This is a genomic window from Labrenzia sp. CP4 (assembly GCF_001579905.1).
Lineage (GTDB): Bacteria > Pseudomonadota > Alphaproteobacteria > Rhizobiales > Stappiaceae > Roseibium > Roseibium algicola.
Genome location: NZ_CP011927.1, coordinates 675389 through 701534, shown reverse-complemented (window position 1 = coordinate 701534; position 26146 = coordinate 675389). Strand labels below are relative to the sequence as shown.

25 protein-coding genes are annotated in these 26146 nt (G+C 60.1%); 11 read left to right on the top strand and 14 right to left on the bottom strand.

The features are described 5' to 3' along the window. Positions 1-41 precede the first annotated feature (41 nt). The 5 genes from ACP90_RS03430 to ACP90_RS03410 all read right to left on the bottom strand — a co-directional run bounded on the left by ACP90_RS03430 (position 42) and on the right by ACP90_RS03410 (position 3354). Complete coding sequence (locus tag ACP90_RS03430; RefSeq protein WP_062486791.1) at positions 42-434, bottom strand: response regulator; 393 nt, start codon at positions 432-434, stop codon at positions 42-44. 360 nt (positions 435-794) lie between these two features. Then, the gene (locus ACP90_RS03425; protein WP_062486789.1) at positions 795-1322 is read right to left on the bottom strand and encodes a DUF1178 family protein; all 528 of its coding nucleotides are present in this window, start codon (positions 1320-1322) and stop codon (positions 795-797) included. Next, entirely contained in the window at positions 1319-2173 is an 855-nt protein-coding gene (locus ACP90_RS03420) for a carbon-nitrogen hydrolase family protein (protein WP_062486787.1), read from the bottom strand. The genes ACP90_RS03425 and ACP90_RS03420 overlap by 4 nt, the downstream gene beginning before the upstream one ends. Positions 2174-2220: 47 nt before the next feature. Then, entirely contained in the window at positions 2221-2478 is a 258-nt protein-coding gene (grxC, locus tag ACP90_RS03415) for a glutaredoxin 3 (RefSeq protein ID WP_006932400.1), read from the bottom strand. Between the two features lie 114 nt (positions 2479-2592). After that, positions 2593-3354 (bottom strand): ComF family protein, encoded by a 762-nt coding sequence (locus tag ACP90_RS03410; protein WP_062486785.1) that lies wholly within the window; start codon positions 3352-3354, stop codon positions 2593-2595. Positions 3355-3649: 295 nt separating this feature from the next. Here ACP90_RS03410 and ACP90_RS03405 point away from each other — a divergent pair, with 295 nt between their 5' ends. Further along, entirely contained in the window at positions 3650-4480 is an 831-nt protein-coding gene (locus ACP90_RS03405) for a methyltransferase domain-containing protein (RefSeq protein ID WP_208993545.1), read from the top strand. A 20-nt stretch (positions 4481-4500) separates the two neighbouring features. Here ACP90_RS03405 and ACP90_RS03400 read toward each other — a convergent pair whose 3' ends face one another. The 4 genes from ACP90_RS03400 to ACP90_RS03385 all read right to left on the bottom strand — a co-directional run bounded on the left by ACP90_RS03400 (position 4501) and on the right by ACP90_RS03385 (position 7626). After that, positions 4501-4728 carry a Flp family type IVb pilin gene (locus tag ACP90_RS03400; protein ID WP_306355458.1) on the bottom strand — a complete coding sequence of 76 codons (228 nt, stop codon included), beginning with the start codon at positions 4726-4728 and terminating at the stop codon, positions 4501-4503. Between the two features lie 29 nt (positions 4729-4757). Further along, positions 4758-5159 carry an 8-oxo-dGTP diphosphatase MutT gene (gene mutT, locus ACP90_RS03395; RefSeq protein WP_055659610.1) on the bottom strand — a complete coding sequence of 134 codons (402 nt, stop codon included), beginning with the start codon at positions 5157-5159 and terminating at the stop codon, positions 4758-4760. An 85-nt stretch (positions 5160-5244) separates the two neighbouring features. Then, positions 5245-6486: a bifunctional glutamate N-acetyltransferase/amino-acid acetyltransferase ArgJ gene (gene argJ / locus ACP90_RS03390; RefSeq protein ID WP_062486783.1), complete on the bottom strand. Its 1242-nt coding sequence runs from the start codon at positions 6484-6486 to the stop codon at positions 5245-5247. Positions 6487-6741: 255 nt separating this feature from the next. Then, the gene (locus ACP90_RS03385; RefSeq protein WP_051990069.1) at positions 6742-7626 is read right to left on the bottom strand and encodes a peptidylprolyl isomerase; all 885 of its coding nucleotides are present in this window, start codon (positions 7624-7626) and stop codon (positions 6742-6744) included. 269 nt (positions 7627-7895) lie between these two features. Between ACP90_RS03385 and secA the strand changes: the two genes are divergently transcribed. The 7 genes from secA to ACP90_RS03350 all read left to right on the top strand — a co-directional run bounded on the left by secA (position 7896) and on the right by ACP90_RS03350 (position 16959). After that, positions 7896-10667: a preprotein translocase subunit SecA gene (gene secA, locus ACP90_RS03380; RefSeq protein ID WP_062491312.1), complete on the top strand. Its 2772-nt coding sequence runs from the start codon at positions 7896-7898 to the stop codon at positions 10665-10667. A 109-nt stretch (positions 10668-10776) separates the two neighbouring features. After that, a complete protein-coding gene (locus ACP90_RS03375) occupies positions 10777-11814 on the top strand; it encodes a glycosyltransferase family 2 protein (RefSeq protein ID WP_208993448.1) in 1038 nt (345 codons plus the stop codon). After that, complete coding sequence (locus tag ACP90_RS03370; RefSeq protein WP_062486781.1) at positions 11804-12235, top strand: GtrA family protein; 432 nt, start codon at positions 11804-11806, stop codon at positions 12233-12235. Before ACP90_RS03375 ends, ACP90_RS03370 begins: the two co-directional genes overlap by 11 nt. A 3-nt stretch (positions 12236-12238) precedes the next feature. After that, positions 12239-13759 carry a glycosyltransferase family 39 protein gene (locus ACP90_RS03365; RefSeq protein ID WP_208993447.1) on the top strand — a complete coding sequence of 507 codons (1521 nt, stop codon included), beginning with the start codon at positions 12239-12241 and terminating at the stop codon, positions 13757-13759. Positions 13760-13827: 68 nt separating this feature from the next. Then, positions 13828-15018, top strand: a complete 1191-nt coding sequence (locus tag ACP90_RS03360) for an adenylate/guanylate cyclase domain-containing protein (protein ID WP_208993446.1) — start codon at positions 13828-13830, stop codon at positions 15016-15018. A gap of 53 nt (positions 15019-15071) precedes the next feature. Further along, positions 15072-15866 (top strand): alpha/beta fold hydrolase, encoded by a 795-nt coding sequence (locus tag ACP90_RS03355; protein WP_062486777.1) that lies wholly within the window; start codon positions 15072-15074, stop codon positions 15864-15866. Positions 15867-15996: 130 nt separating this feature from the next. After that, on the top strand, positions 15997-16959 hold the full coding sequence (locus ACP90_RS03350) for a hypothetical protein (RefSeq protein WP_062486775.1): 963 nt from the start codon (positions 15997-15999) through the stop codon (positions 16957-16959). Between the two features lie 80 nt (positions 16960-17039). Here the strand turns inward: ACP90_RS03350 and ACP90_RS03345 are convergent, their stop codons facing one another. Then, positions 17040-18224, bottom strand: coding sequence for an FAD-dependent oxidoreductase (locus ACP90_RS03345; protein ID WP_062486773.1), 1185 nt, complete (start codon positions 18222-18224; stop codon positions 17040-17042). A 171-nt stretch (positions 18225-18395) separates the two neighbouring features. Further along, positions 18396-20333 (bottom strand): HAMP domain-containing methyl-accepting chemotaxis protein, encoded by a 1938-nt coding sequence (locus ACP90_RS03340; RefSeq protein ID WP_208993445.1) that lies wholly within the window; start codon positions 20331-20333, stop codon positions 18396-18398. A gap of 351 nt (positions 20334-20684) precedes the next feature. Here ACP90_RS03340 and ACP90_RS03335 point away from each other — a divergent pair, with 351 nt between their 5' ends. Next, positions 20685-21521 (top strand): DMT family transporter, encoded by an 837-nt coding sequence (locus ACP90_RS03335; RefSeq protein ID WP_062491308.1) that lies wholly within the window; start codon positions 20685-20687, stop codon positions 21519-21521. 36 nt (positions 21522-21557) lie between these two features. Here the strand turns inward: ACP90_RS03335 and ACP90_RS03330 are convergent, their stop codons facing one another. Further along, on the bottom strand, positions 21558-22448 hold the full coding sequence (locus tag ACP90_RS03330; protein WP_023002964.1) for a YihY/virulence factor BrkB family protein: 891 nt from the start codon (positions 22446-22448) through the stop codon (positions 21558-21560). A gap of 163 nt (positions 22449-22611) precedes the next feature. On the opposite strand from ACP90_RS03330, the gene ACP90_RS03325 reads away from it, so the two are divergent. Next, a complete protein-coding gene (locus ACP90_RS03325) occupies positions 22612-24300 on the top strand; it encodes an acyl-CoA dehydrogenase family protein (RefSeq protein WP_062491305.1) in 1689 nt (562 codons plus the stop codon). 6 nt (positions 24301-24306) lie between these two features. On the opposite strand, the gene ACP90_RS03320 is transcribed toward ACP90_RS03325, so the two are convergent. Continuing rightward, a complete protein-coding gene (locus ACP90_RS03320) occupies positions 24307-24882 on the bottom strand; it encodes an MgtC/SapB family protein (protein WP_208993443.1) in 576 nt (191 codons plus the stop codon). A gap of 89 nt (positions 24883-24971) precedes the next feature. Further along, positions 24972-25400: a DUF4399 domain-containing protein gene (locus ACP90_RS03315; protein WP_062491303.1), complete on the bottom strand. Its 429-nt coding sequence runs from the start codon at positions 25398-25400 to the stop codon at positions 24972-24974. A gap of 208 nt (positions 25401-25608) precedes the next feature. Between ACP90_RS03315 and ACP90_RS03310 the strand changes: the two genes are divergently transcribed. Beyond that, on the top strand, positions 25609-26061 hold the full coding sequence (locus tag ACP90_RS03310; RefSeq protein WP_023002960.1) for a host attachment family protein: 453 nt from the start codon (positions 25609-25611) through the stop codon (positions 26059-26061). Positions 26062-26146: the final 85 nt, after the last annotated feature.

Genomic DNA, 26146 nt, shown 5'->3' with positions numbered 1-26146 from the left:
GACCCCAAACCGATCAGCAAAGCGCACTCTGAAGGGCCCGTTTACGCCCGTTTGAGCAGCGTCCGGGCCGTTTCCACGGCAATCTGCAAACGCTTGGGGTTGGACGGCTTCGGAATGACTTCAGCCCCTCCGTAGCGATTCTTCAGGTCCACCTTGTCCGTATTACCGGTATGAAAGATGATCGGCACTTGCTGAGCATGCAGCGTGTCGGCCAGCGGATAGACAACGCCATCGGCCAGATCGACATCCAGAAGTGCCAACTCTGGCGGCTCTGAAGACACGCAAGAACGTGCCTCGGCAACGGTCGCGAATGGCCCGACAACCTGCAAACCCATGCCAGACAGGATATCTTCCAGCATCCAGGCGATCAGCGGCTCATCTTCCGCCACCATTACACGTATCGTATCGGGCATGTTCATCTCAGTCATCGACATCGGGAACCTCGGCACAGCATCATGATTAAAAATGTTTGTTTCAATATTCAACACCGACAACCCGAAAAAGTTCCCAAGTCGATGTAAATTTTAAATATCCAAAATAATTAACAATGATTAACACTACGTAAGAAATTTCTTGGAACAATCCCACTACATAAACGCAATATATCTTCTTTTACGTGATCTTCATCTGAGACTACCGAAAGAGAAACGCCTCTTTCCCGGCAAACTAAACTTCCAGCGAAACGGCTGAGAGATCGCTACAGCAGGGAAATTGCAGAGGGCGGCAACCCGGGCGCGAAGCTCCCGCCCCTTTCCTGGGTACGCTCCGAACTTCACGCTGAAAGCCGCCTGAACTCAGTTCTTGTCGTCAGGCAGTTCAGGAAGTGCGAACACCTGGATGCCCTCGTCAAGCAATGCCTCGACATCCTTGGGCGTTGTCTCGCCATAGATGCTGCGTTCTTCAGCTTCGCCATAGTGGATCTTGCGGGCTTCTGCCGCAAAATTCTGACCGACGTTTTCCGAACTTTCGACGATACGCGCACGCACCAGCCGAAGAGCTTCGAGGATTTCCTTCTGCTGCACATCCTGCGGCAACAGGGCGGACGGGCGCATTTCGGTCGAGGCAGCTGCCGTCGGCGCATCGGCCTTGTTGGCAGTGGCTGCGGCCACCGACTGCATTTCCGCCTGCGCGGCACCGACAAGCGCTTCCCGCTTGCGTGCGGTCGAAACTGCCGGCGCCATCAAACCTTTCTGAACGCTGGTTGCTCCGCAGATCGGGCAGACAACCAGTTTTCGCGCGCACTGCGCGTCGAAATCATCGGAATTGCGGAACCAGCCTTCGAAGGAATGTGCACTGTCGCAAACGAGCGTGTATTTGATCACGCCGAAATCTCCTTCAGACCATCCGCGTGACAGCAGACGAAATCCCGCTCGTTGGCGATCGCAGGGATGCGCGCCCGCGCATCGGCAACCTTCTTGGTGTCGATCTCGGCGAGAACGTAGCCGGGATCATCATTGTCTATCTCGGCGATCACGGCCCCCCAGGGGTCGACAATCAGGCTGTGACCGTAGGTTTCACGCCCGTCTTCATGCGTGCCACCCTGTGCAGCCGAAATCACGTAGGCACCGTTTTCAATGGCGCGAGAGCGCTGCAGTACGTGCCAATGCGCCTGCCCGGTCTGGCGGGTAAAGGCTGCCGGCCCCGTCAGAACCTGTGCACCCTGACGAGCCTGGGTCCGGAAAATCGCAGGAAATCTTATATCGTAACAGACAGCCATGCCGACCTTGGCAAAGGGCAGATCCGCGATGACCGTCTGTGTTCCAGGTTCATAGGTTGCGGACTCGCGCCAGCTTTCGCCATTTGGCAGGTCCACGTCGAACATGTGGATCTTGTCGTAGGTCGCAAGGATCTTGCCGTCAGGCCCGATCAGAAAGGCACGGTTGGCGACTTTGCCGTTGCCGGCAAGCACGGCCAGCGACCCCAGATGCAGATAGATGCCAAGCTCGGCTGCAAGCGCACGTGCTCTTTTCAGGAACAGGTCGTCTTCGGCATCGGAAATCCGCTCCAGCAGTTCTTCGCGGCTGCGCACCAGAACATTGGACATTTCAGGCGTTTGAACGAATTGCGCGCCATCCTTTGCCGCTGCCCGGATCAGGTTTTCCGCAGCATCGGCGTTGTCCGAAATCGTCTTGCCGCTGCGCAGCTGAATGCATGCTGCCGTGAATGAGGTCATCCGACCGCTGTCTCCGTCCTGGTAGGTAAGATTGTTCGTTCAGTAAATCAGGACGCGAGCAATGCGTCCAGTTTACCTGCCCGTTCCAGATCGTGAAGATCGTCGCAGCCGCCCACATGGGTTTTGCCGACGAAGACCTGCGGGAACGTTGAATGACCATTGGCCTTCTGCACCATTTCCTTGCGCAGGCCTGGATCGAACGTGGCATCGTGTTCCGTGTAGGCAACGCCTTTCTTGTCCAGCAGCCGCTTGGCCGCCGTGCAGAAGCCGCAGAGCTGGCGCGTATAGATCACCACTTCAGCCATCAGGTCTTTTCCTTGCTTTTTGGCAGCTGCACGCTTTTTCCCGCACCGCCGCACACCAAATCCGGGCGTTATATGCGAGCGCGCGGCGAAAACTCAAGAGGAAGACCGTCGGGATCAGGTCGTGTTGCCCGAGCGCAAAGCAGGGTCGACTTGCGCGAATGTGAGCACGTCGACGGAAGCTGCCCCTGAAGAAAGCAGGCATTTACAGCAGGCCGACACCGTTGAGCCGGTCGTCAGCACATCATCGATCAACACAACGTGACGCCCCTGAACCAGATCGGCCCGGCCACCATCGACCTTGAAAGCCGAGCGGACATTCTTGTGGCGGTCCTTGGCTGACAGGCCAACCTGCCGGCGTGTACGCTTTTGCCGCCTGAGGACCTGCGGTTCGAACTGACCACCGCATTCGCGGGCAACTTCCTTCGCCAGATCTGCCGCCTGGTTGAACCGGCGCTGCAGCAGTCGCATCCAGTGCAGCGGCACCGGCACCAGCAGGCTGTCCCTGCTCAGAAGTTCATTGCCGGAACGCGCCATCCAGCGTGCCATCGGACGGGCAAGTTCCCGCCGCCCGGAAAACTTCAGCGCATGCACCATCTGCCGGGCAGGACCATCATAAAAGGCGACCGCCCGCAACCTGTCGAACACAGGCGGCGAGGCGATCGCCTGCGGGCTCCAGGCACCGTCGCCGACATCATAGGAGAAAGGAATACCGAGCCGCTCACACCAGGGCCGCTCCAGGAACGGCATCCGGGACCAGCATTCCGCGCACAATCCCGTCTGCTCGGACACCCGTGCATCGCAACTGAAGCAGCGCTGCGGCAGCACGAAATCGAGCGCAAATCGCGCCGCGACTTCCGGCAGGCCGGCAATGTTCATCGCAAGGCTTCGCAAAACCGCTCCCCAATGGCACCCGACAGGAATAATTCTTCAAACTGAGGAATACCTTGGCACTGAAAACACAAATCTGGCCAGCCCAAACAAGCAGGAACCGGCCGGAACTTTCTGGATGCCTGCTCCGCAAGCCGCCTGGCGCGACCCTTGCGCCTTTGACCTTGGCGGACGGATACCATATGTGACCGCGATAAGTTCGATGACAACCGGAATTGCCGTGACCGCACAACCAGATCTCTTCGACCGCTCCTTCTTCCGCACCTGCCGCCTGCGGGCGCTGATGGCTGCCAAACCGGGCGCGGACTTTCTGCTGAAAGCCGTCAGCGAAGATCTGCAGGACCGCCTGCTGCTGGTCAATCGGCGGTTTCCGATTGCTGTCGATCTCGGCGGACACTGCGCTCACGTGAGCGAAGCAATCCGGCAGTCCGGCAAGGCTGACCTCGTGTTGCGCGCAGATCTGTTTGCTGCCGACCCGAGTCTTGCTGCACCCGACCTTGTCTTCGATGACGCCCTGATCCCCTTTGGCGACCAGTCGGTGGATCTGATCGTCTCCGCTCTCAACCTCCAATTCGTCAACGACCTGCCGGGCACACTGGTACAGCTCCGCCGTGCCTTGAAACCGGACGGCCTTTTTCTGGCAACCTTGCCCGGAGCCGGCACCTTGAGCGAGCTGCGCGACAGCCTCACGCGGGCTGAGCTGGAAGTAAAAGGCGGTGCGGCTGCAAGGGTGTTGCCGTTTGCGGACACGCGCGACCTCGGCAGCCTGCTTCAAAGGGCAGGCTTTGCGCTGCCGGTGACGGATCTGGACAGTCTGACGGTGCGCTACGACACGATGTTCGCACTGCTGGCGGATCTCAGGGCCATGGGTGCAACATCCGTGTTGAAAGACCGCAGCAGAAAGCCGCTGTCTCGGCAGGTACTGCTGCGTGCGGCCCAACTTTATGCGCAGAACCACGCCGATGCGGACGGCAGGATCCGGGCAACATTTTCACTGGTAACCCTGTCGGGCTGGGCGCCGCATGAAAGCCAGCAGAAACCATTGCGCCCAGGCTCGGCCAAGACACGGCTCGCAGACGCGCTTGGCGTTCAGGAACGGAAAATAGGCGACTAGGCGTAGCCTAACGGCCCGGATCAGCTGGAACCGAGCACACCTTGCAGAGCAGTCGAAATTGTTCCGAAGATATCGGTGCGCATGGCAGTACCGATAGCGGTCATGGCGACCAGCACGACAATGCTGATGAAACCGACAATCAGGCCGTATTCGATCATGGTCGCGCCGTGCTCGTCATCTCCGAAAGCTCTTCCCCGGCGAAAGGCCTGCAACATGCGGTCTGCGACGGTTTGAAATCGAAACGGCATGTGCCCCCCGGGGGTTTGAACAAACGGGCTTAGACGGCATCCAGGAGATGGGGTATCAGAGGTTCATCAGCGGCAGGCATCGGATAATCCCTCAGCCTGACAGCCCGCACCCATTTCAACGCCTGGCCTTCCTTGCCGAGTGGAGTTCCATTCCACCTTCGGCAAATGAACAATGGCATAAGTAGGTGAAAATCTTCGTAAGAGTGGCTGGCAAAAGTAAGTGGCGCCAGACACGCTTCGTTAACTTCAATGCCGAGCTCTTCCTCCAGCTCGCGTATCAGCGTCTCCTCGGGACGCTCACCTTGCTCGACCTTGCCGCCGGGGAATTCCCACAGTCCGGCCATGGATTTGCCTTCGGGCCGTTGCGCCAGAAGAATGCGGCCATCCGCATCCACAAGGGCGCAAGCGGCGACGAGCACGATCTTGGTCATTGGCAGATTGTCCAATCCTGATACGCTGAATTAACGCGCGGTTAAGCACGTTTGCGGGCAGTACCGTCAGAACTGCTAGGGATACTTAGCTCCGGTAGTCGCCATTAATGGCGACATATTCCTTGGTGAGATCACAGGTCCAGACCGCCGCCTGGCCGCTGCCGAGACCGAGATCGACCCGGATGACAATGTCTTCCTGCTCCATCACGGCAGAGGCGGCCGCTTCGCTGTAGTCTGGATCGCGCTCACCTTCCACGGCCACCCGCACATCGCCGAACCAGATGGCCAGCTTGTCGCGGTCGGCCGGCTCACCAGCCTTGCCGACGGCCATGACGACGCGGCCCCAGTTGGCGTCTTCGCCGGCGATTGCCGTCTTGACCAGCGGCGAATTGGCAATCGACAGCGCGATCCGCTTTGCGGACCCATCGCATTCGGCACCTTCAACCCGCACTTCCACGAATTTGCGTGCGCCTTCACCGTCGCGGACGATCTGATGGGAAAGGTCCAGCATGACGTCACCAAGAGCGGCCCTCAGCACGTCGACGCGCGGATCATCGAGCGAGGCAACGCTCTCCACGCCCTTTTTGCCGGCTGCACCGGTCGCGAACAGAAGAACCGTATCGGAGGTGGACGTATCGCTGTCGACGGTCACCGCGTTAAAGCTGCCGTCGACTTCCCCGCTGAGCAGAGCCTGAAGAACTGACGGAGCGATCGGAGCGTCGGTATAGATGAACGACAGCATGGTGGCCATGTCCGGCGCAATCATCCCCGCGCCCTTGGCAATGCCGTTGATCGTCACGGTAACACCATCCAGTTCAACGCTTGCAGTGGAGACCTTCGGATAAGTGTCAGTGGTCATGATCGCCTTGGCGGCATCCAGCCAGCTCGCGCTGCCCTGGTTGGCCTTCAATTCTCCGATGACACCGGAAAACTTGTCCGCCGGAAGCGGTTCGCCGATCACGCCGGTTGATGCCAGGAAGATTTCACCTTCGCTGCAGCCAAGCTCCCTGGAGACGATTTCGGCAGACAGTTCAACAGCTGCCTTGCCCTTCTTGCCGGTAAAGGCATTGGCATTGCCGGAATTGACCAGAAGCGCGCGGGCCTTGCCGCCACCGACCCGAGCCTTGCACCAGTCAACCGGCGCGGAAGAACACTTGGAACGGGTGAAAACCCCTGCGACGGCCGTTCCCTCGGCAACCGTTGCCAGCAGGACGTCGGTCCGGCCCTTGTACTTGATCCCGGCAGAGGCGGTCGCGAACTGAACACCCTCGATCTCCGGCATCTCGGGATAGGACTTGGGTGCAAGGGGAGATACGGTGGTCGACATCAAGGCGGTCCCGGTCAGATGATACAAAGTTCCGGATCAACGGGCGCTCAATCGAGATCGTTTGACCGTCCGGACATTGATCCATTCAAATGCGTGCGAGCACCTTGTCAGCGCTCGCCTGAACACTGGATGCTCTTGCCGTAAGCATGGGACAAAGGCAAGCCTTTTCAAGCCTTTTCGGGCGTGGTGCACAAGGGCTGCAAAAAAGCCCGGCAGTCTGACTGCCGGGCTTTCTGGTTTCAGGCAGCGTTTGCCTTATTCGGTCTTGGCCGCACCGTCTTCGGCAGCAGCACCTTCTTCTTCGGACTTGGCCAGGGCTTCATCGAGGATTTCGACTGCAACCTGATCCTTCAGCTCGGCCATGCGGGCGTCATAGCGCTCGCGCATCAGCTGCTGGCGCAGACCGTTTGCGACTTCCTCGAACGCCGGCTTTTCCTGACGACGCTTGTCTTCAAGCTTGATCACGTGCCAGCCGAACTGGGTTTCGACAGGCTCCTTGGTGTAGGTACCCGGCTCCAGCGCAAAAGCCGCAGCCTCGAACGGCGGAACCATCTGACCCTTAACGAAGTATCCCAGGCTGCCGCCATTGGGACCGGACGGACCAGTAGATTTTTCGCGAGCCAGTTCAGCGAAGTCCGCGCCACCGTCCAGTTCGGCAATAAGAGCTTCAGCTTCAGCCTTTTCCTTCACCAGGATGTGACGGGCGTTGATTTCTTCCGGACCTTCGAAGTCGGCGAATTCCTTGTCGTATGCCGCCTGAACCTCTTCGTCGGTCACTGCACCGTCGATTTTCTGGGCAAGGTAAGCGTTCCGCAAGGCACGCAGTTTCAGGAAGTCGAGCTGGCGCTCGAAGTCCGGATCCTTGTCCAGGCCATCTTCACGAGCAGCATGCGCCATCAGTTCCATGTCGACCATGACGTCCAGAAGAAGCTTGCGCCACTGTGCCGGCGGAAACCGCTGCAATTCCTTGCCCAGGTCCTGCGCAGCAAAGGCGAGATCGGCTTCGGTGATTTCCGTGTCGCCAACTTTCGCGACCACATCGTCCGGTTCTGCAGCGGACAGAACGGTGGATCCGAGCGACAGCGCCAGGAGAGAAACGGCAAGCGCCTGAGCCGGCCTGCGCATCGAAATTCGGAACATGAGTAGTCCTTTACGTATCGGAACAGTAATCTTTCTTTCCCCTGTCTTGCAGGGGCGTGGCTACATTGCGCATTCCTGCGGCGTTGACAAGCATTCAGCCCCCTCTTATCTGTCGGGCGTCCTGGCCGTAGCGCCGGGAAGGCATCTTTTCGGCCGCGAATGCCGGCCAGCGCTCTGCGCCAGGCGGCAACGTGGACAGCAATTGAGACGATTTCATGGGCAGGCGCCTCTTTGCCAGTTGGCGCCGCCCGGTAGGGAAGGACCGCCACATGGCTGGCCTTGGCGCTTTAGCACGTAAGATTTTCGGTTCGGCGAACGACCGGAAGGTGAAGACATTTCGGGCAAAGGTCGAACAGATCAACGCCCTGGAGTCTGAGATCCAGGCTCTTTCGGACGACGCTCTCAGAGCCAAGACCGACGAGTTCCGAAACCAGCTGAAAAACGGCGCAAGCGTCGATGATCTCTTGGTTCCCGCGTTCGCCACCGTCCGCGAAGCGGCCCGCAGGGCACTTGGTCAGCGACACTACGACGTGCAGCTCATCGGCGGCATGGTCCTCAATTCCGGACAGATTGCAGAAATGCGCACCGGTGAGGGCAAGACACTTGTGGCGACCGCCCCGGTCTATCTCAACGCCTTGACCGGTAACGGCGTTCACGTCGTTACCGTCAACGACTACCTGGCACAGCGCGACAGCGACTGGATGGGTCAGGTCTACAAATTCCTCGGCCTCAGCGTCGGCTGTATCACCCACGGCCTGAGCGACGAGGAACGCCGGGCAGCCTACGCCGCTGACGTCACCTACGGCACGAACAACGAATTCGGCTTCGATTATCTCCGCGACAACATGAAGCATGACCGCCAGTCCATGGTTCAGCGCGGACATGCCTATGCCATCGTCGATGAAGTGGATTCGATCCTGATCGACGAAGCCCGTACGCCTCTGATCATTTCCGGTCCGCTGGAAGATCGCTCCGAGTTCTACAATTCGGTCGACGCCTTCATTCCGCATCTGACTGAAGAAGATTACGAGCTCGACGAAAAACAGCGTTCGACCACCTTCACCGAAGCCGGTAACGAGAAGCTGGAAAAGCTGCTGGGCGAAGCCGGCCTGCTGAAAGGCGATTCGCTCTATGACGTCGAGAACGTCGCCATCGTGCACCATCTGCAGCAGGCGCTGAAGGCGCACAAGCTGTTCCAGCGCGACAAGGATTACATCGTCCGCAACGACGAAGTGGTCATCATCGACGAGTTCACCGGCCGCATGATGCCGGGCCGCCGTTTCTCCGAAGGCCTGCACCAGGCCCTGGAAGCCCGCGAGAAAGTGCGCATCCAGCCGGAAAACCAGACGCTGGCCTCCATCACGTTCCAGAACTATTTCCGCATGTACGGCAAGCTGGCCGGCATGACCGGTACCGCGTCCACCGAAGCCGACGAATTCGCCGACATCTACAAGCTGGAAGTGGTCGAGATTCCGACCAACGTTTCCGTCAAGCGTATCGATGACGACGACGAGGTCTACCGGACCGTTCAGGAAAAATTCCAGGCCATCGTCAAGCTGATCGACGACTGCAAGCAGCGCGCCCAGCCGATCTTGGTCGGCACCACGTCGATCGAGAAGTCCGAATATCTTGCCGAGATGCTCAAGAAGCACGGCTACAAGCAGATCGATCTCAGCGATCCGGCTGCCTTTGCCGCCGCGCAGAAGAACGAAGGCGGCAAGACCAAGGTCTTCGCGGTTCTCAACGCGCGCTACCACGAGCAGGAAGCATTCATCGTTGCCCAGGCCGGTCTGCCGGGTGCCGTGACCATTGCCACCAACATGGCCGGCCGCGGTACGGACATTCAGCTCGGCGGCAACGCCGACATGCAGATCGCCATGGAACTGGGCGACATGCCGGAAGGCGAAGAGCGCAGCGCCAGGGAAGCGCAGATCCGCGCCGAAGTCGAGGACATGAAGCAGAAGGCGCTTGCGGCCGGCGGTCTTTATGTCATCGGCACCGAGCGTCACGAGAGCCGCCGCATCGACAACCAGCTGCGTGGCCGTTCCGGCCGCCAGGGCGACCCGGGCCATTCCAAGTTTTTCCTGTCCCTGCAGGATGACCTGATGCGCATCTTCGGGTCCGAGCGCATGGATTCCATGCTGCAGAAACTCGGACTGGAAGAAGGCGAAGCCATCATCCACCCATGGATCAACAAGGCACTTGAAAAAGCTCAGCAGAAGGTCGAGGCACGCAACTTCGACATCCGCAAGAACCTGCTGAAATTCGATGACGTGATGAACGACCAGCGCAAGGTGGTCTTCGATCAGCGTATCGAGCTGATGGACAGTGAAGCGATCCAGGACGCGGTTTCCGACATGCGTCACGACGTGATCGACGATCTTGTATCCGCGCATATTCCCGAGCGCGCCTATCCGGAGCAGTGGGATACCGAAGGCCTTCAGGAAGAAGTCCGCAAGTATCTGAACCTGGATCTGCCGATCAAGGATTGGGCGGCCGAGGAAGGTATTGCCGACGAAGAGGTCAAGGATCGCCTGCGCAAGGCGGCCGACGCCGGCATGGCGCAGAAGGTCGCCAAATACAGCCCGGACATCATGCGTCAGGTCGAAAAGGCCGTGCTGCTGCAGACGCTCGACAACCTGTGGCGCGAGCACCTGGCCAATCTCGATCACCTGAGGTCTGTCGTCGGCTTCCGTGGTTACGCCCAGCGCGACCCGCTGCAGGAATACAAGACCGAAGCGTTCACGCTGTTTGAATCCATGCTGACCCAGCTGCGCCAGATGACGACCGCGCAGCTGATGCGGGTCGAACTGGTAACGGAACAGGCACCGCAGATGCCGGCCGAGCCGGAAATGCATGCTCATCACATCAATCCCCTGACCGGGGAAGACGAGATGGCCATGGCGGACGCCCAGCTTCCGGTACCTCCGGCGCAGCGTGACCCGGAAGACCCTGCGACCTGGGGCAAGGTCGGCCGCAACGAGGCCTGCCCTTGCGGCTCCGGCAAGAAGTTCAAGCACTGCCACGGCGTGCTTGTCTGACGGCAGTCTGAACAATTGACCATCAAGAAGGCCAGCCTCGTCAAAGGGCTGGCCTTTTTCGTGAAATTCCGGCAGGTTGCCGCCGACTTCAACCGGCTAACGAATGTTCATGCACACCAAAGCGGCTAACACTGTCTATGTCACCCGGCGGGAAAACGCCCGCCCGCAGGCACCGCTGCTCAGCGTCATCGTACCGGTCTTTAACGAAGAGGAAGTCATCCTCCACTTCCTGCGGGCGACCCGGCCGGTGCTCGAGCGAAGCGGCCTTCGTTACGAATATGTTTTCATAGATGACGGCAGCCGTGACAGGACCGCGGACATCCTGTCGGAGGAGCTTGCAAACGGCCTGCCGGGACGGCTTCTGGGCCTTTCCCGCAATTTCGGCAAGGAAGCTGCTCTTTCCGCAGGGCTCGAGGCGGCGAAAGGAGACATCGGTGTCATCATCGATGCTGACCTGCAGGACCCGCCGGAGCTCATTCTGCAGATGCTGGACGGATGGCGCGCGGGCTATGATGTCGTCTACGGCCTCAGGGTCGACCGGTCTTCCGACACGCTCATGAAGCGGTCCACGGCGGGCATGTTCTACAGCCTGTTCAACCGCCTGGCCAATATCGACATGCCCGCGAACGCCGGCGACTTCCGTCTGATCGACCGCTGCGTTATCGATGCATTGCTGCGCCTGCCGGAACGCAATCGCTTCATGAAGGGGTTGTTTGCCTGGGTCGGGTTTCCGGCCATGGCACTGCCCTATGAGCGCCCCCCTCGCCTCGCGGGGGCTGGCAAGTTCAATTACTGGAAGCTCTGGAACTTTGCGCTGGACGGCCTCACGGGCTTCACAACGCTGCCGCTACGGGTCTGGTTCTATGGCGGCGCCCTGATCTCTGTCGGCGCCTTCACCTATGCGCTTTATCTGACGCTACGCGTCCTCATCGAAGGCATCGATCTCCCGGGCTACGCATCGCTGATGGTCGCGCTTCTGTTCTTCTCGGGTGTGCAACTGCTGTCGATCGGCATGATCGGCGAATATGTGGCGCGGCTTTTCAACGAAGCGAAACAGCGGCCGGTCTTCATCGTTCAGGATGTCATCGAAGGCGGCAACACACCTCCATCCGCAAAGCAAACGGACGACGCCGCCAATGGCGCCTGAAATTCGCCATGGCAAGCTGAAGACGGAAACCGCTGCCGCCGGAAAATTCGCCGTGATCGGCGTGCTGGCGACGCTGACCCATGCCATTGTGGCGGGCAGCCTGCTGCAATCTGGAATGCTTCCGGCCTATCCGGCCAATATCTGCGGCTTCCTGGTCGCCTTCTGTGTCTCTTTCACCGGTCACTATTTCTGGAGCTTCTCGCACCTGCGCCGGAAGGGCACCGCAATCAGAAGCATGGTGCGGTTCCTGGTGATTGCCGTCTCCGGCTTCCTGCTGAACACCACCGTTCTGGCCCTGTGGCTGACGCTGACCCCCTGGCCTGATCTCATCGGCCTCCTGTTTTCCATCGCGATCGTGCCAGCCCTTTCCTTTGCCGGAGCCCGGCTCTGGGCCTTCTCGCACCATCCAGCCGAGACCTGACCCTTGATACGTCTGATCGAAAACGCTCCTTCAAGGGCGGCCCTCTATTACGCTGGCGGCCTCTGCCTGCTTTATGCCCTGATACCGGCCCTGACCTTTCCCAACCCGCCACTCGACGTGGTTGAAGGCTTTGCCTGGGGCCGGGAACTTCAGCTCGGATATACCAAACATCCACCGATGCAGGCCTGGCTTCTGGAGCTCACCTATCGTCTCACGGGAGGCCTCAGTGGCGGGTACTGGCTGAGCGCGCTTTCGGTTGCCCTTGGCTATCTGTTCATCTGGCGGCTCGCTCGCCGTCTCGGACTTTCAGGCCAGCAGTCCTTCTGGTCTCTCGTGCTGACCAGCGTAACCTTCTACTTCACGCTGCCCCTGCCGGAATTCAACCCGAACATCCTGCAGATCCCCATCTGGGCAGGCATGATGCTGCTGTTTCACCGGGCAGTGGACAAAGGCCGCCTGCTCGACTGGGTCCTGCTTGGCACCCTCGCCGCCTTCGGCCTTTACACGAAATATTTCGTGCTGCTCCTGATCGGTGCAATCGGACTTTACGCGCTGGTCTTCGCCGATGCCCGGCGGCATATCCTGCGCCCGGGCCCCTGGGTGACGATAGCCGTCTGCCTTGCCCTGCTGGTGCCACACGCGGCATGGCTTCTGGAAACGGATTTCCTGACATTGCGTTACGCCGCCAGCCGCAGCAATCCGGCAGACGGTTTTGTCGACCATCTGTTCAATCCGCTGAACTTCCTGGCAGCTCAGATCGGCAATCACGCCGGCCTGTTCCTTGTGCTTCTGGCCGGTCTTGGCTGGCACGGCCTGAAACAGGTTCGACTGCGCAGGCGCGAAGCGGCCACGCCCCTGGCCACACCTTCCGACCGCTTTCTGCTCTGGTTTGCCGTTCTGCCGCTTGCAGTTGTTCTGATTGCATCAGCCGTTACCGGCAACGAGTTCGAACACATGTGGGGCACGCCCATGTTCGTGCTGTCCGGCATCCTGGCGGTGCGGTTTCTGGCACTACCGCAACTCTGGCCCTTTCCCGCCCGCGCCTTCGTTGCCGCCGTTGCGATCCAGGCGATTTTCCTGGGCATCCTGTTCGGGCAGGCGGTTCTGGAGCCGCACTGGAAACACAAGCAGACCCGGCTCCACTATCCCGGCAAGGCGATCGCCGAAGACATGGCACGCGTCTGGAAGGAGCGCATGGGCACCGATCTTGCCTATGTGGCCGGCGATATGTGGTCGGCAGCCAACGTCACCACACAGGCCGCCAGCCGCCCGTCGATGTTTTATCTGCATGACCGGACCCTCAGCCCCTGGATTGACCCTAAGGATGTCCAGGAAAAGGGTCTGATGATCGTCTGGCGAGGCGACCGGGAAACACCGATTGAGGAAATCCGCCGCTATTATCCGGATGCTGTCCGCGAAGGGTCGCGAACGTTCGCCTACCAGACCTCCGGCAGCATTCCCGACGTCACGGTCAACTGGGTCATCGTCCCGCCTGGCAAGGTGGTTTTCGAACCGGCGAATTAATCGCAAACGCTGGCACAAGCCGTCTGGAAACCGGACGAAAACAACACTAACTTGGCGCCATGATCAGTATGGCGGAAATCGACGGCGTGGAAGACTGGTTGATCGACCAGTCTCTTGGCTCGCCCGATCTGGGGTCGATGTTCGGAGAGATGTGCGAGCGCCTGCGCGCATGCGAGGTTCCTGTGGACCGCGCCATGATCGGCTGGTCGACCCTTCATCCCCTGATCGAGGCGGAAGCCGCCATCTGGGAAAACGGCACCGAAATCCAGCGCGAGCAGATTGCCCACAATGCCGAAGAAACAGACGAGTGGCTGCAAAGCCCCGTCCGTGCCGTGCTGGTCAACCAGGAATCCGTCCTGCGACGGCGCCTCACGAATGCCAATGCCCCGCTCGAGTTTCCCTTGCTCGTTCGGCTGAAGGAAAGCGGGTACTCCGATTACATCGTCATCGCGACCGAATTCGACCTGCCGACCATCAAGGACCAGATCGCCACCTCCGGCATCGTGATCAGCTGGGCAACGCGGGAAACCGACGGCTTCTCCGACGATGCCCTGACCGCAATCCGCTACATTCAAAAACGCTTTGCCCTGGCCGCGCGCGCCACCATTCAGGGGCAGATCAACCAGACGATCGCAGAGACGTATCTCGGCAAGATCGCCGGCAACAAGGTGCTCAGCGGCCAGATCCGCCATGGCGACGGCCAGACAGTCGATGCGGTGATCTATTTCAGCGACATGCGCAATTCGACCGCGATTGCGGAACTGCTTGGTCCCGATGCCTACCTTTCGTTTCTGAACACCTATTTCGACGCGACAGCCGGTGCTATCCTGGCAAAAGGCGGCGAAGTGCTCGATTTTATCGGCGATGCCGTTCTGGGCGTCTTTCCCATAGGCGCGCAAAGCCTGGACAAGGCGGTCGCACAGGCACTGTCGGCCGCGGATGAAAGCCGGAACCGTCTGAAAGCGATCAACGCCGACCCGGCGCTGCCACACGTTCTCAAGGCGGGCATCGCCCTGTCCGTCGGCTCCGTCATGTTCGGCAATATTGGCGTTCCGCACCGGCTCACCTTTTCGGTGATCGGCCAGACGGTCCATGCGGCTGCACGGATCGAAAGCCTCACCAAGACCGTCGGCGCCGACGTTCTGATGACAGAAGACGTCGCCCGCTTCGCCAGCGAAAGATCTAAACCGGCCGGGTCGTTCGAACTGAACGGCTTCACCGACCCCCAGCCCCTGTTTACCCTGGACCGGCTTTTCTGAACGCCTCCCGTCCGGCAGGTATTTCCTCAGCCCACCGACAAGCAAAGACCGACATGACCGATCTACGTCCCGACGCCCCTTCCCATCTGCCTTTCAGAGACCAGGAAGCCACCGGCCCTGACAACGGCGCTCCGGTTGTGCTCCTGCACGGCTTCGGTGGCGACCGGCAAACCTGGCTCAACATACAGACGGCACTGGCCTCGAAGAAACGCTCCATAGCGTTCGACCTGCCGGGGCACGGCGAGGCGCTGGACTGGCCGCGGATTGGCAATGCGGGGGTTTCCGCAAAAGCTGTCGGGCAGTCTCTGGAAGCGCTCGAGCTGACGAAGGTCCATCTGGTCGGCCATTCCATGGGCGGCGCAGTGGCCGCGCTGATTGCCCTGCGCAATCCTGATCTGGTGGCCAGCCTCACTTTGCTGGCACCGGGCGGCTTCGGCTCCGAAATCAATCACCGCCTGCTGCGTCGCTATGCGGCCGCAACGGATGCCGACACCATGGAAACCCTGCTGGAGCAGTTCTTCGGCTGGGAGTTCAAACTGCCGAAATTCCTCGCCAGGACGGCCGCCGAAAGCCGCGCGCGCCCGGGCGCGGCCGCGACACTGGAGGCAATCGCGGACGAGATCATCGACGGCAGCGTTCAAAAGACCCTGCCGCGCGACGAACTGGCAGCCCTGCCCATACCGATCAAGGTCCTCTGGGGCACACAGGATCGTGTCCTGCCGACGCGCCAGGCCCACAAGCTGCCGGGCGTCGTTGCCACGCACATTTTCGAACGAACCGGTCACATGCTGCATCTGGAACTGCCCAAGGAAGTGACCCGGCTCATCCTTCAGAACGCTGGCTGCTGACGCGAACCAACATCTGGAACTCCAGAAAATTTCCCCGTGATCTGGCCCCCCGGCGCGGTTTGGGATAGGTAGCAGGCCGAAACCCGGCCGGTCGGACGGCGGGGCCTGTATGAACCGAGCCGGAGCACGCATGTCAGCCGAAATGTCAGCAGCCAACGATGTCATCGTCACGGCGGTGTCGGGCTATGAGCCGAAACACATGGCTGCCTGGTACAATTCCCTGAAGGCAACGGGGTATCGCGGCCGGACAGTCGCGGTGGCTTACAATGTCAGCGAAGCCCTTGTTGATTACATGAAGCACATGGGCTCGCTCGTCATCACCTTCGATCATGACGCCGGCAAGAAGCGCTATTCCTACTCGCAGCTTCGGGAAGAAATCGCCGACCATACCGATGGCGGCAAGCTTTACACCGACAGGCGCTGGACCTGGAACAAGCGCGTCCTGCGCTTCAAGGACAAGATCTACGACCGGCGCTTCTTCCATGCCAGTCACCTGGTGAAACAGCATCTCGATGCGCTTGGCGAACCTGTGCGCTTCGTCGCGTTCTCGGATGCCCGGGACGTCATCTTCCAGTCGGACCCGTTCGCCTGGATGGAAGAAAACCTTGCTCCGGGCAAGGATCTCCTCATCGGTGAGGAAAGCATCACCCATGAAGACCCCTGGAACCGCCGGAACGTCCTGAAAACCTACGGCCGCCACGCCTATGACCGTGTGGCCAAGGTTCCCGTGTGCTGCGCTGGCTATTTCGCCGGCCGCTACGAGGCGATGATGGATTTCATGCTGGCGGTCTATTACTTCGACCAGACCAAACGCAGCGGTGATCAGGCCGCCTTCAACCAGCTGCTGACCTTTTGCGGCTGGAAGGAAAAGGCCGAGAAGGTGAACTGGCAGGTTCCCTGGCTGCTGCACGCGGTCAGTGCGAATGTCGGTCCGGACGCGCCGGGGTTCTGCATGCCGCGGGAAACCGTGCCGGTGTTCGAGGACGGGCTGGTCAAAACCTTCGACAAGCAGCCCTATGCCATCGTGCACCAGTACGACCGCAACAAGGAAATGACCGCCTATTTCATGGAGAAATTCGGCAAGGTCGAATAACAGCAGGCGCTAACCGCGGACAATGGAAGTGCTTCGCCCTCCTGTTGCCCGCCGGCACCTATCCAATCGAAACCTGTTGTTCAGGCTTCCGGCAGCAGATCATCACGCCACGGCTCACCGATTACCCGGCGGGCCATCATGTGCGAGCGCGGTGAATTGATGCTGTCGACGGCGATAAGCCGGCCATCGTGCAGGTAGGCGACATAGAACTTGCTGTCGTCGGTCGAACCCACGACCTTTGTGTCGTCATACCCTTCCGACAGACCGGCGATCTGCAGCTTGATGTCGTACTGATCGGACCAGAACCACGGCAACGGGTCGTAATCGACTTCCTGACCCAGCAGCGCCTGGGCAACCGCCTTTGCCTGGTCGATGGCGTTCTGGACGCTTTCCATGCGCACGGACCGCTGGTAGCGGTTGGAATAGAAACGCGTACAGTCACCCGCCGCGAAGATGTCAGGATCGCTGGTCTGGCCGCATCCATCCACCAGGATCCCGTTATCGACCTCCAGGCCCGCCTCTGCGGCCAGGTGATCATTGGGCTCTGCACCGACGGCAACCAGAACCAGCTCCGCCGGAACCGTCTCGCCTGTCGACAACCGGACACCGGTGACACTGTCACCACCCTCGATTGCCTCGATGCCCGTATTCAGGCGCAATTCGATGCCACGGGCCTTGTGCAGGCCGGAAAAATAGTCGGAGACCGCCTGGCTGACCACGCGCTTCATCGGACGATCCTGCGCCTCGATTACGGTGACCGACCTGCCCAGGCTTTTGGCGACGGCAGCGACTTCAAGACCGATGTACCCGGCCCCGATGATGGCGACATTGCTGCTTTTTTGCAGAATGTCCCGGATCACGTTGACATCGGCAATCGAGCGCAGCGTGACCACGCCCTTCTTGTCCGCACCCTCCAGCGTCAGCAGCCGGGCATTGGTGCCCGTTGCCAGAACCAGCTTGCCATACGGCAGCGTATCGCCGTTTGCCAGTGTCAGGCGCTTCGCGCCACGGTCGATCGCAACCACTCTGGTATTGGGAATGTGGTCGATATTGTTGGTGGTGAAGAAAGCCGGCGGGCGCAGCCACAAGCCTTCGGCGCCGATCTCGCCGGCCAGGAACTTCTTGGAAAGCGGCGGTCTTTGATAGGGAGGATGCGGTTCGTCGCCGATCAGCCGCAGCGGGCCTTCAAATCCGCCCTGCCGCAGGGATTGGGCGACCTGGGCTCCGGCTTGTCCTGCTCCGATGATGACGATGTCTTCCTGCATTCCGCTTCGCCCTCTTTGCGCTTGGCCGGTCCGGCGGATGGTGTGCCGGCCGATCGTTTGAGTGCATGGCTAGCACGAAGAAACGCAGGCCGCCAGAATGGCGAAACGCCGCGTCGGTGCGGACACGGCGTTTTTTTCGATTTTCTTTGTTTCAAGCGGTCCGGATCGGGATCAGGCGCTGCGCACGCCTTGCAGGAATTCCGCAACTTCCTGCCGGATCAACGCGCCCTGCTCGCCAAGCGATTCTGCGAGGTGCTCCACTTCGGAACCGTTGGACCGTGCAAGCTCGGCAGCCGAACCGACGGCCTCCATGCTCGACACCCCTTGTTCGGACCGCGCCGAGGCACTGGAAACGTTGTGCGAGATCGCCTGAACGGCTTCGTCCTGCTGCTGCACGGCCGACGCCACAGCCGAGGCAAGGCCCTCCATGTCGGAGATGATCCGGTTGACGTCCTCGATCGCCTGGACCGCCTGACCGGAAGACCCCTGGATGGCCTCGATCTGGGTCGCGATATCCTCGGTGGCTTTCGAGGTCTGGTCGGCAAGCTGCTTCACTTCGGCAGCAACCACCGCAAACCCCTTGCCTGCTTCGCCCGCGCGGGCAGCCTCGATGGTCGCGTTCAGCGCCAGCAGATTGGTCTGGTTGGCAATGTCGCGGATCAGCCCCATGACTTCGCCGATCCGGTCTGCCGCACTGGAAAGTTCCTGCATGGTGGCAACCGTTGAAGATGCACTCCGCACCGCCTGCTGGGCCACTTCCGTCGACTTGTTGGCCTGGCCGGCGATCTCGGCGATGGACGCGGCAAGCTCTTCCGCGGAATGAGCTGCGGAAGTGACGTTTTCCGCCGCCGTGCGCACCGCTTCGGCTGCTTCCCCGGACTGGTTGGCAACATCGTCGGCCGACTGTTCCATCGACTGGGACGTCTGCCGCAGTTCGCCGTTGGCTCGGTCAAGACTGTCGAGTGCTGCGGACACGGTCCCCTCGAACCGGCCGATCAGTGTATCGAGACGGGCAACGCGTTCTTCGCGCCGCCGGTTTTCCTGATCCTGCGAGGCCGCAAGTTCAGCCCGCTCGACCGCGTTGTCACGGAAGACCTGAACCGTGCGGCTCATCGAAGCAAGCTCGGTGCTGCCACTGTCGTCCGGCAGGTCGAGGTCGGTCTGGCCGCTGGCAAGGGCTTCCATGGCCGACTGCAGACGCGCCAGCGGACGCGCCACCGATTGGCCGATCACAAGCGCGATGGCCGGAAGCAGCAGAAGCAGAACCACGATAGCCCCGCCGATTGCATAGGTTGCGATCGACCGGGCCATCTCAAGCTGACCGGCGGCTTCACCTTGAGTGGTGTTGGCGGCTTCGCTGAGGGAAGCGATGTGCGGCGGAACAAGTTCAAACAGGTTTTCCAGCAGTTTCGAATGCTCGCCCCGCTCTGTCTTGGCGACTGTGTAATCGTCGAAAGTCGTCTTGTATTTGGCCATGTTGTCGGCCAGCTCCGCCTTGATGGCGTCGGAGATGTAGACTTTCTTCAAGAGCTTTTCGAAATCGTTGAACTCGCCCTGGAAAACTTCCAGCGCCGCCTCGGTATTGTTGAGCGTGAACTCCCGTTCCGCCAGCTGAACGGCCAGGATCGCGCGGGCCAGCTTTTCGAAATCCGGCCCGCCGCCGAATTTCATCTCTTCCGACAGGCGATGCTTGACCGCCCCTGCATATTCGTTGAGCCCCGCCAGATAGCCCTGCGTAGAGTCATACCCGATCATCTGCTGGGCAGTGTCCAGCATCTCGAAAGCACCTCTTGTGCCTTCCAGCGTATCCTTGACGTCGGCGATTTCCGAAGCGTAGGCCGCTGCTGCCGGGTTGGTTGCGATCGTCTCCAGAACTGCGCTGGCTTCTTCAAGCTTGGCGTTGAAACTCTGGAACGTCTCGACGGATGGCGTGCTGTGGTAACGCTCTTCAATCGAGCGCAGCGCCGCGGCGCTTTCCGACAGTGTGCTGACCTGTCCGGCCAGTGTCGAACTGCTGCTCATGCGCGCGAAGGCCGAATTGAGCTCACCCTGGCTCCAGAAGAAGACACCGCCGATCGCAAGGAGCCCAACAATGGTGAAAAGGCTCAAGGCCAGAATTCTGGCTTTGACTGACAAATTCGCGAAGATCCGAAAAGGTGATTGAGATCTGAAGGCCACCAGCGTATGTCCCCTGGATCAACGGATGTGCCATCGGGGTCGATGTTTACATCCATGAGTTGATCGATCTGGAAGTGTTCGCGCTTCTGGCCTGCGTTTCTTTCACGACAGAACGTTCGAACACTCATGTTTGCGCCGTATATTTGACTATAAATGCCAACTTACGGTTAACATGCGTGTAACCCCACCGACTCGACGCAATCTAACCTTGCGTCATCTTCGACTTTGTCATTGAGGCTGCAATTGAATCTCCTCGCCAGAGCCGCACCGGCCATTTTTGTTTTGCTGTGGTCTACGGGCTTCGTCGGTTCTAAACTCGGCGCGCCCTACATCGATCCGATGGTGTTTTTGACGGTCCGCTTCGTTGCGGTTTTGCCGGTGCTGATTCTGCTGGCGATGTTCTTGTCGAAGTCCTGGCCGAAAGATCCCGCTGCCATTGCCCATTGCATCTTCACCGGCATGCTGGTTCACGGCATCTATCTCGGTGGTGTGTTCTGGGCAATCAAACAGGGCATGCCGGCTGGAGCGTCCTCGATCATTGTCGGTCTTCAACCCGTACTGACCGCGCTCATCGCGGTGGCTTTGCTTGGCGAAACCATTTCCCGCAGACACTGGCTCGCCATGGCCATCGGAGCGATTGGTCTTGCCTTCGTTCTTGGTCCGAAACTCGACCTTGCCGGATCGGGCATCACGCCGGTGACGATATTCGTGGTCCTCATCTCCGTTGCGGCCATCAGCCTGGGAACGGTCTATCAGAAGCGTTTCGTACAGCACACCGACCTCATGGCGGCAACTGTCTGGCAGTATGTCGGCGCGTTGTTTGTCACCGTTCCGCTGAGCCTGACCGAAAGCTGGCAGATCACCTGGTCAGGTGAGTTGATCTTTGCGATGGCCTGGCTTGTGCTGGTCTTGTCCGTCGGCGCGATCCTGCTCCTGATGCTGCTGATCCGCGAGGGCGCGGTCTCCCAGGTTGCAAGCCTTTTTTATCTGGTGCCGGTGGCAACAGCGGTGGAAAGCTATTTCCTGTTCGGTGAATCCCTGACGCCGGTTCAGATCGGCGGCATGGTTCTGGTCATCAGCGCCGTCTTGACCATCCGCAAGAAGCCAGCAAGGAGCTAGGGTTGGTCCCCGGAAGCCGCCTTTCTGAAAATCCGGTCAGGCTTCGGTGTCCAGCGCCAGCGCAAGCTGCTCCTGACGGCGGCGCCAGTAGCGCCGTTGACGGGAGATTGCGGCGTTGAGTTCACCACCCAGAATGAACACGAGCGCGCAGATATAAAGAAAGATCAGCGCGGTCATGATCCCGGCCAGACCGCCATAGGTGGAGACGTAATTGGCGAAGCTGGCGAGATAGGCGCCGAAGGCACTGCCGGCAATGATCCACATGAACAGTGTGGCGAGCACTCCAGGCCAAAGGTCGCGGAAAGTGCGATGCCCCGCCGGCAGCAGCCAGTGGGTGATGAAAAGGCCGATGATCAGCAGCGATCCGGCCAGTGTGTATCGGGCAACGTTGATTGACAGCAGGAAAGTCTCGACCTGCGGCACGAAGACCTTTAGCCCCTCGAGGGCGAGAGGCGCCAGAACCACCAGAAACGTGTAGGCAAGCAGAATGCCGGCACCCAGCAGCACAAGCCCGATCGATTGCAGCCGCAACAGCACGATGGAGCGGTTTTCATGCTGCCGGTAGGCCCGGTTGAGCGCGGTGCGCAGCGCCTCCACCCCGTTGGAGGAAAACCACAAAGCGGCAACGGCGCCGAAGGTCACAAGGTCGCCGCGGCGAATGGTCAGGACATTCTGGATTTCCCGCACGACAGGCGATGCAACGCTTGCCGGCCAGGCATCGAACAGCAGTTCCGACACCGTGTCGGCAGCGCCAGTCATGCCGAGAAAGGCCGCGAGCGAGGCGATGAAGATCAGCAGGGGAAATATCGCCAACAACCCCGACAGTGCCACGTGACTGGCCATTGCAAAGCCGTCATCCCGGGCGAAGTGACCGATGGCGTCTTTCAGGACGGCGTAGATCACGAGAACTGTCTGTCTGGCGCTCATGACCCAAGATGTGGCCTGCGCTGACACAATTCGTCAAGCCTGGGTAGTGAAAACCGCATCCGCCAAAAGGTCTATAAATTCACGCTCGACAAATGAGGGTGTGCAACGCAACATAGCTTCAACAAGAAGCGCTGCTGCGCAACAAATGAAAACGGAGATCGCCATGTCCACCGCAGCCCTGCCGGCCGCAGAAACACCCGCAAGCCTTACCGAGCGAACGGAAGTTGCCGTCGCCACGCTCGATCATCTGCTCAATCTTGCAGCGCAGCGGGTGCGCGACCGCGTGAGCGAGGATGGTCGCATCTCCTCCCGCCTGATGGAAGAAGAGCAAAGGGCAACCCACGGACTGGCCTGGTTCGCAACCTATGTGGAGTCTCTGCGCCAATTGGATGCCTACGCGAAACGTCTGACCGCGGAAGGCCGCTACGGCGCTCTTGAGGACTACATCGTCCAGCTCGGATTTGCGGAGTACCTCGCGCAGATCTTCGGCGGCATTCCGATGAACCAGGGTGAAATCGTTCGCCTGGCGGATCTTGGCGTTTCTTCCGAAGAAGCTCTTGGCTTCCAAACAGCCGAAATCCTGTCGCTGATCGATACCGGAAGCCGTCCGGAAATCCGCAGCGAGATCACCCGCCTGATCCGCGACCAGGCGGGCCATTCCACCTTCGGCGACCCAGGTCTGGACGAGACCATGGAGCAGATCCGCAACGAGATGCGCCGCTTTGCGGAAGACAACGTCGTGCCCAACGCGCACGAGTGGCATCTGAAAAACGAATATATTCCGCTTGAGATTATCGAGCAGATGTCCGAGCTCGGCGTCTTTGGCCTCACCATACCAGAAGAATATGGTGGCCTCGGACTTGGCAAGGAGGCCATGTGCGTCGTCTCCGAAGAACTGTCCCGCGCCTATATCGGTGTCGGCTCGCTCGGCACCCGGTCCGAAATCGCGGCGGAACTCATTCTGTGCGGCGGAACGGAAGAGCAGAAGCAGCACTGGCTACCGAAAATCGCATCCGGCGAGATCCTGCCGACTGCCGTCTTCACCGAACCCAATACCGGTTCGGACCTTGCCTCGCTGAAGACCCGCGCCGTGAAGGACGGCGACGTCTGGAAGGTGTCCGGCAACAAGACCTGGATTACCCATCCGGTCCGTGCCGATATCATGACCCTGCTGGCCCGCACCAACCCGGATGAACCCGGCTACAAGGGCTTGTCCATGTTCATCGCGGAAAAGCCGCGCGGCACCGACGAGGAGCCCTTCCCGGCAGACGGCATGAGCGGCGGCGAGATCGAAGTTCTCGGCTACCGGGGCATGAAGGAATATGAAATCGCTTTCGACGGCTTCGAGGTGAAGGGCGAGAACCTTCTCGGCCAGGTCGAGGGCGAAGGTTTCAAGCAACTGATGCAGACCTTTGAAGGCGCCCGCATCCAGACCGCTGCCCGCGCATTAGGCGTCGCCCAGTCTGCACTGGACCTGGGCCTGAGATACGCCGAAGAACGCGTCCAGTTCGGCAAGGAACTGGTCAACTTCCCGCGTGTTGCCGACAAGCTGGCCATGATGACTGCCGAACTGATGATCGCCCGCCAGCTGACCTATTTCTCGTCCTGGCAGAAGGATTCCGGCAAGCGCTGCGATCTGGAAGCAGGCATGGCGAAACTGCTTGGTGCCCGCGTTGCATGGGCCGCGGCGGACAATGCGTTGCAGATCCACGGCGGCAATGGCTTTGCTCTGGAATATGCAATTTCCCGTGTCCTGTGCGACGCCCGCATCCTGAACATCTTCGAAGGTGCGGCGGAAATTCAGGCTCAGGTCATCGCGCGCCGCTTGCTCGAGACACGCGGCAACGCCTGATCGTCATCACATGGATCCTTCCTCGCGATGGCCGTGTGCCTGCGCGTGGCGAAGCTTGTCAGATCTCTCGCTCATTCCCTCGTCCGGGGCGCTGTCCCGGGCCCGGGGGCCAAGCTTGCTTTGCAGGCGGCCGATGACAGCCAGGACAATCACCACCATGAGTGATGCAAGACCTGCCAATCCGATCTGACCGACGCCGCAGGCCGTGCCGATGGCGCCTGCCAGCCACATTGATGCACCTGTGGTGACGTTCTGCACCGAGCCGTTGCGGGAGAAGATCAGACCGGCGGAGAGGAACGCCACGCCCGCCGTCACGGCTTCGACCAGACGGAGCGGATCCACATTGACGTTGCTCGCCCCGGAAAAGGGAAGATCGGCAAGCGCCTGACTGATCAGGAGAAACAGACACGAGGCGAATGCGATAAGCATATGCGTCCTGAGCCCGGCATCCTTGCCACGCTCTTCCCGCTCGAACCCGATGATACCGCCCAGAACGATGGCCGCAATCATCCGCAGAACCAGAACGTCCAGCGGAACCGCACCGAAGCCGAGGTCCATCTCTGCGGCAAGCCGGTCTACCATGGTCGTTCCTTGTTGCGGGTCGGTCAGCATAAGAGAGCAACGCCGCAACAAGTCTTTCGTTCCGGAAGGTGACCGGTGCTGGCTGCCGCCTACTCCACGGTAACCGTGATCTTTTCCGACATGACCGGCGGATTGTGCGGAATGTGCGACCAGTCACCCAGCACCAGTTGCAGCGTGTGTGAACCGGCTGGCAGTTCAATCGTGGTTTCGGTTTGCCCACCACCGAAATGCTTGTGATTGTCATCCGCCGGAATAGCTTCGTTCAGCTCCTCGCCCTCGATACTCTCATCGATGATCAGGTGATGGTGTCCGGTGTTTTCCTTTTCCGTGCCGGCGGGGGCAACGCCCATTCCGGAGAGGCCGAACTGGATGGTCACTGGACTTTTGACGGTGTCGCCATCCTTCAGGTTTACGAAGTAGAGCTTCACGCCGTCCGGTGCCGGAGTTTCTCCAGCCTGGGCGACGGCACCTGTGAGGGCAAGCACGGCAGCACCGAGCCCGATTGCAAGTCTCTTCATGATCTTCTCCCTTTCAAGGACGGAATTCTGCATTGTTCCTCACGACCACTCTTCACTTAGGGCGCCGCGCTCTCTTCCGGTAGGCCCCGCAATCCGTTTCCCGTACCGGTAGGCTTGCGAACTGTCGAAATTGTCACAGATATCCTCAGGAACGCTTCCGGTGTTCCGGCGTTCACTCCAGACGGACCCAAAACTGCAGGAGTGCGACATGAAGGATGCGATCCGACTGAAACATGATGGTTGGGTAGTCGTTGCCGACGGAACCAAGGCTTTGTTCCTGACCAACGCGGGCACGGAACACGTGCCGGACCTCAAGGTCTTTCGGAAAGAAACCCAGGACAACCCTCCCAACCGCGAGCAGACCGCTGACCGTCCCGGTCGTTTGAGCGACGGACCGCAGGGGCATCGAAGTGCAGTTCAGGAAGCCGACTGGCATGCCCTGGCTGAAGACGATTTCGCCGCGGACCTTGCCCAGATGCTCTACAAGCGCGCCCACAAGGGCAAGTTCGACGAGATCGTACTGGTCGCAGCCCCGTCGGTTCTCGGCCAGGTCCGCAAGCGCCTGCACAAGGAAGTCAGTGACCGTGTCGTCGCGGAGATCGACAAGGATCTCACCAATCATCCTGTCGATCGCATCGAGAAACTTGTCTTCGGAAGATAATCATCTTCTTGCGCAGACGCTCAGGGCGTTCGGCCGCCACCGTCCGAACGTCCCTGCCACGATGCGCCTTGCAAGACCAGGCTCG

What these genes read in the sequence shown, in the direction of transcription:
- mutT (WP_055659610.1), bottom strand. Translation starts at nt 5,159, where the DNA reads ATGACCAAGATCGTGCTCGTCGCCGCTTGCGCCCTTGTGGATGCGGAT.
- ACP90_RS03410 (WP_062486785.1), bottom strand. Translation starts at nt 3,354, where the DNA reads ATGAACATTGCCGGCCTGCCGGAAGTCGCGGCGCGATTTGCGCTCGAT.
- secA (WP_062491312.1), top strand. Translation starts at nt 7,896, where the DNA reads ATGGCTGGCCTTGGCGCTTTAGCACGTAAGATTTTCGGTTCGGCGAAC.
- ACP90_RS03355 (WP_062486777.1), top strand. Translation starts at nt 15,072, where the DNA reads ATGACCGATCTACGTCCCGACGCCCCTTCCCATCTGCCTTTCAGAGAC.
- ACP90_RS03310 (WP_023002960.1), top strand. Translation starts at nt 25,609, where the DNA reads ATGAAGGATGCGATCCGACTGAAACATGATGGTTGGGTAGTCGTTGCC.
- ACP90_RS03385 (WP_051990069.1), bottom strand. Translation starts at nt 7,626, where the DNA reads ATGTTCCGAATTTCGATGCGCAGGCCGGCTCAGGCGCTTGCCGTTTCT.
- ACP90_RS03330 (WP_023002964.1), bottom strand. Translation starts at nt 22,448, where the DNA reads ATGAGCGCCAGACAGACAGTTCTCGTGATCTACGCCGTCCTGAAAGAC.
- ACP90_RS03360 (WP_208993446.1), top strand. Translation starts at nt 13,828, where the DNA reads ATGGCGGAAATCGACGGCGTGGAAGACTGGTTGATCGACCAGTCTCTT.
- ACP90_RS03405 (WP_208993545.1), top strand. Translation starts at nt 3,650, where the DNA reads ATGGCTGCCAAACCGGGCGCGGACTTTCTGCTGAAAGCCGTCAGCGAA.
- ACP90_RS03420 (WP_062486787.1), bottom strand. Translation starts at nt 2,173, where the DNA reads ATGACCTCATTCACGGCAGCATGCATTCAGCTGCGCAGCGGCAAGACG.
- ACP90_RS03325 (WP_062491305.1), top strand. Translation starts at nt 22,612, where the DNA reads ATGTCCACCGCAGCCCTGCCGGCCGCAGAAACACCCGCAAGCCTTACC.
- grxC (WP_006932400.1), bottom strand. Translation starts at nt 2,478, where the DNA reads ATGGCTGAAGTGGTGATCTATACGCGCCAGCTCTGCGGCTTCTGCACG.
- argJ (WP_062486783.1), bottom strand. Translation starts at nt 6,486, where the DNA reads ATGTCGACCACCGTATCTCCCCTTGCACCCAAGTCCTATCCCGAGATG.
- ACP90_RS03350 (WP_062486775.1), top strand. Translation starts at nt 15,997, where the DNA reads ATGTCAGCCGAAATGTCAGCAGCCAACGATGTCATCGTCACGGCGGTG.
- ACP90_RS03320 (WP_208993443.1), bottom strand. Translation starts at nt 24,882, where the DNA reads ATGGTAGACCGGCTTGCCGCAGAGATGGACCTCGGCTTCGGTGCGGTT.
- ACP90_RS03375 (WP_208993448.1), top strand. Translation starts at nt 10,777, where the DNA reads ATGCACACCAAAGCGGCTAACACTGTCTATGTCACCCGGCGGGAAAAC.
- ACP90_RS03430 (WP_062486791.1), bottom strand. Translation starts at nt 434, where the DNA reads ATGTCGATGACTGAGATGAACATGCCCGATACGATACGTGTAATGGTG.
- ACP90_RS03370 (WP_062486781.1), top strand. Translation starts at nt 11,804, where the DNA reads ATGGCGCCTGAAATTCGCCATGGCAAGCTGAAGACGGAAACCGCTGCC.
- ACP90_RS03345 (WP_062486773.1), bottom strand. Translation starts at nt 18,224, where the DNA reads ATGCAGGAAGACATCGTCATCATCGGAGCAGGACAAGCCGGAGCCCAG.
- ACP90_RS03315 (WP_062491303.1), bottom strand. Translation starts at nt 25,400, where the DNA reads ATGAAGAGACTTGCAATCGGGCTCGGTGCTGCCGTGCTTGCCCTCACA.
- ACP90_RS03400 (WP_306355458.1), bottom strand. Translation starts at nt 4,728, where the DNA reads ATGCCGTTTCGATTTCAAACCGTCGCAGACCGCATGTTGCAGGCCTTT.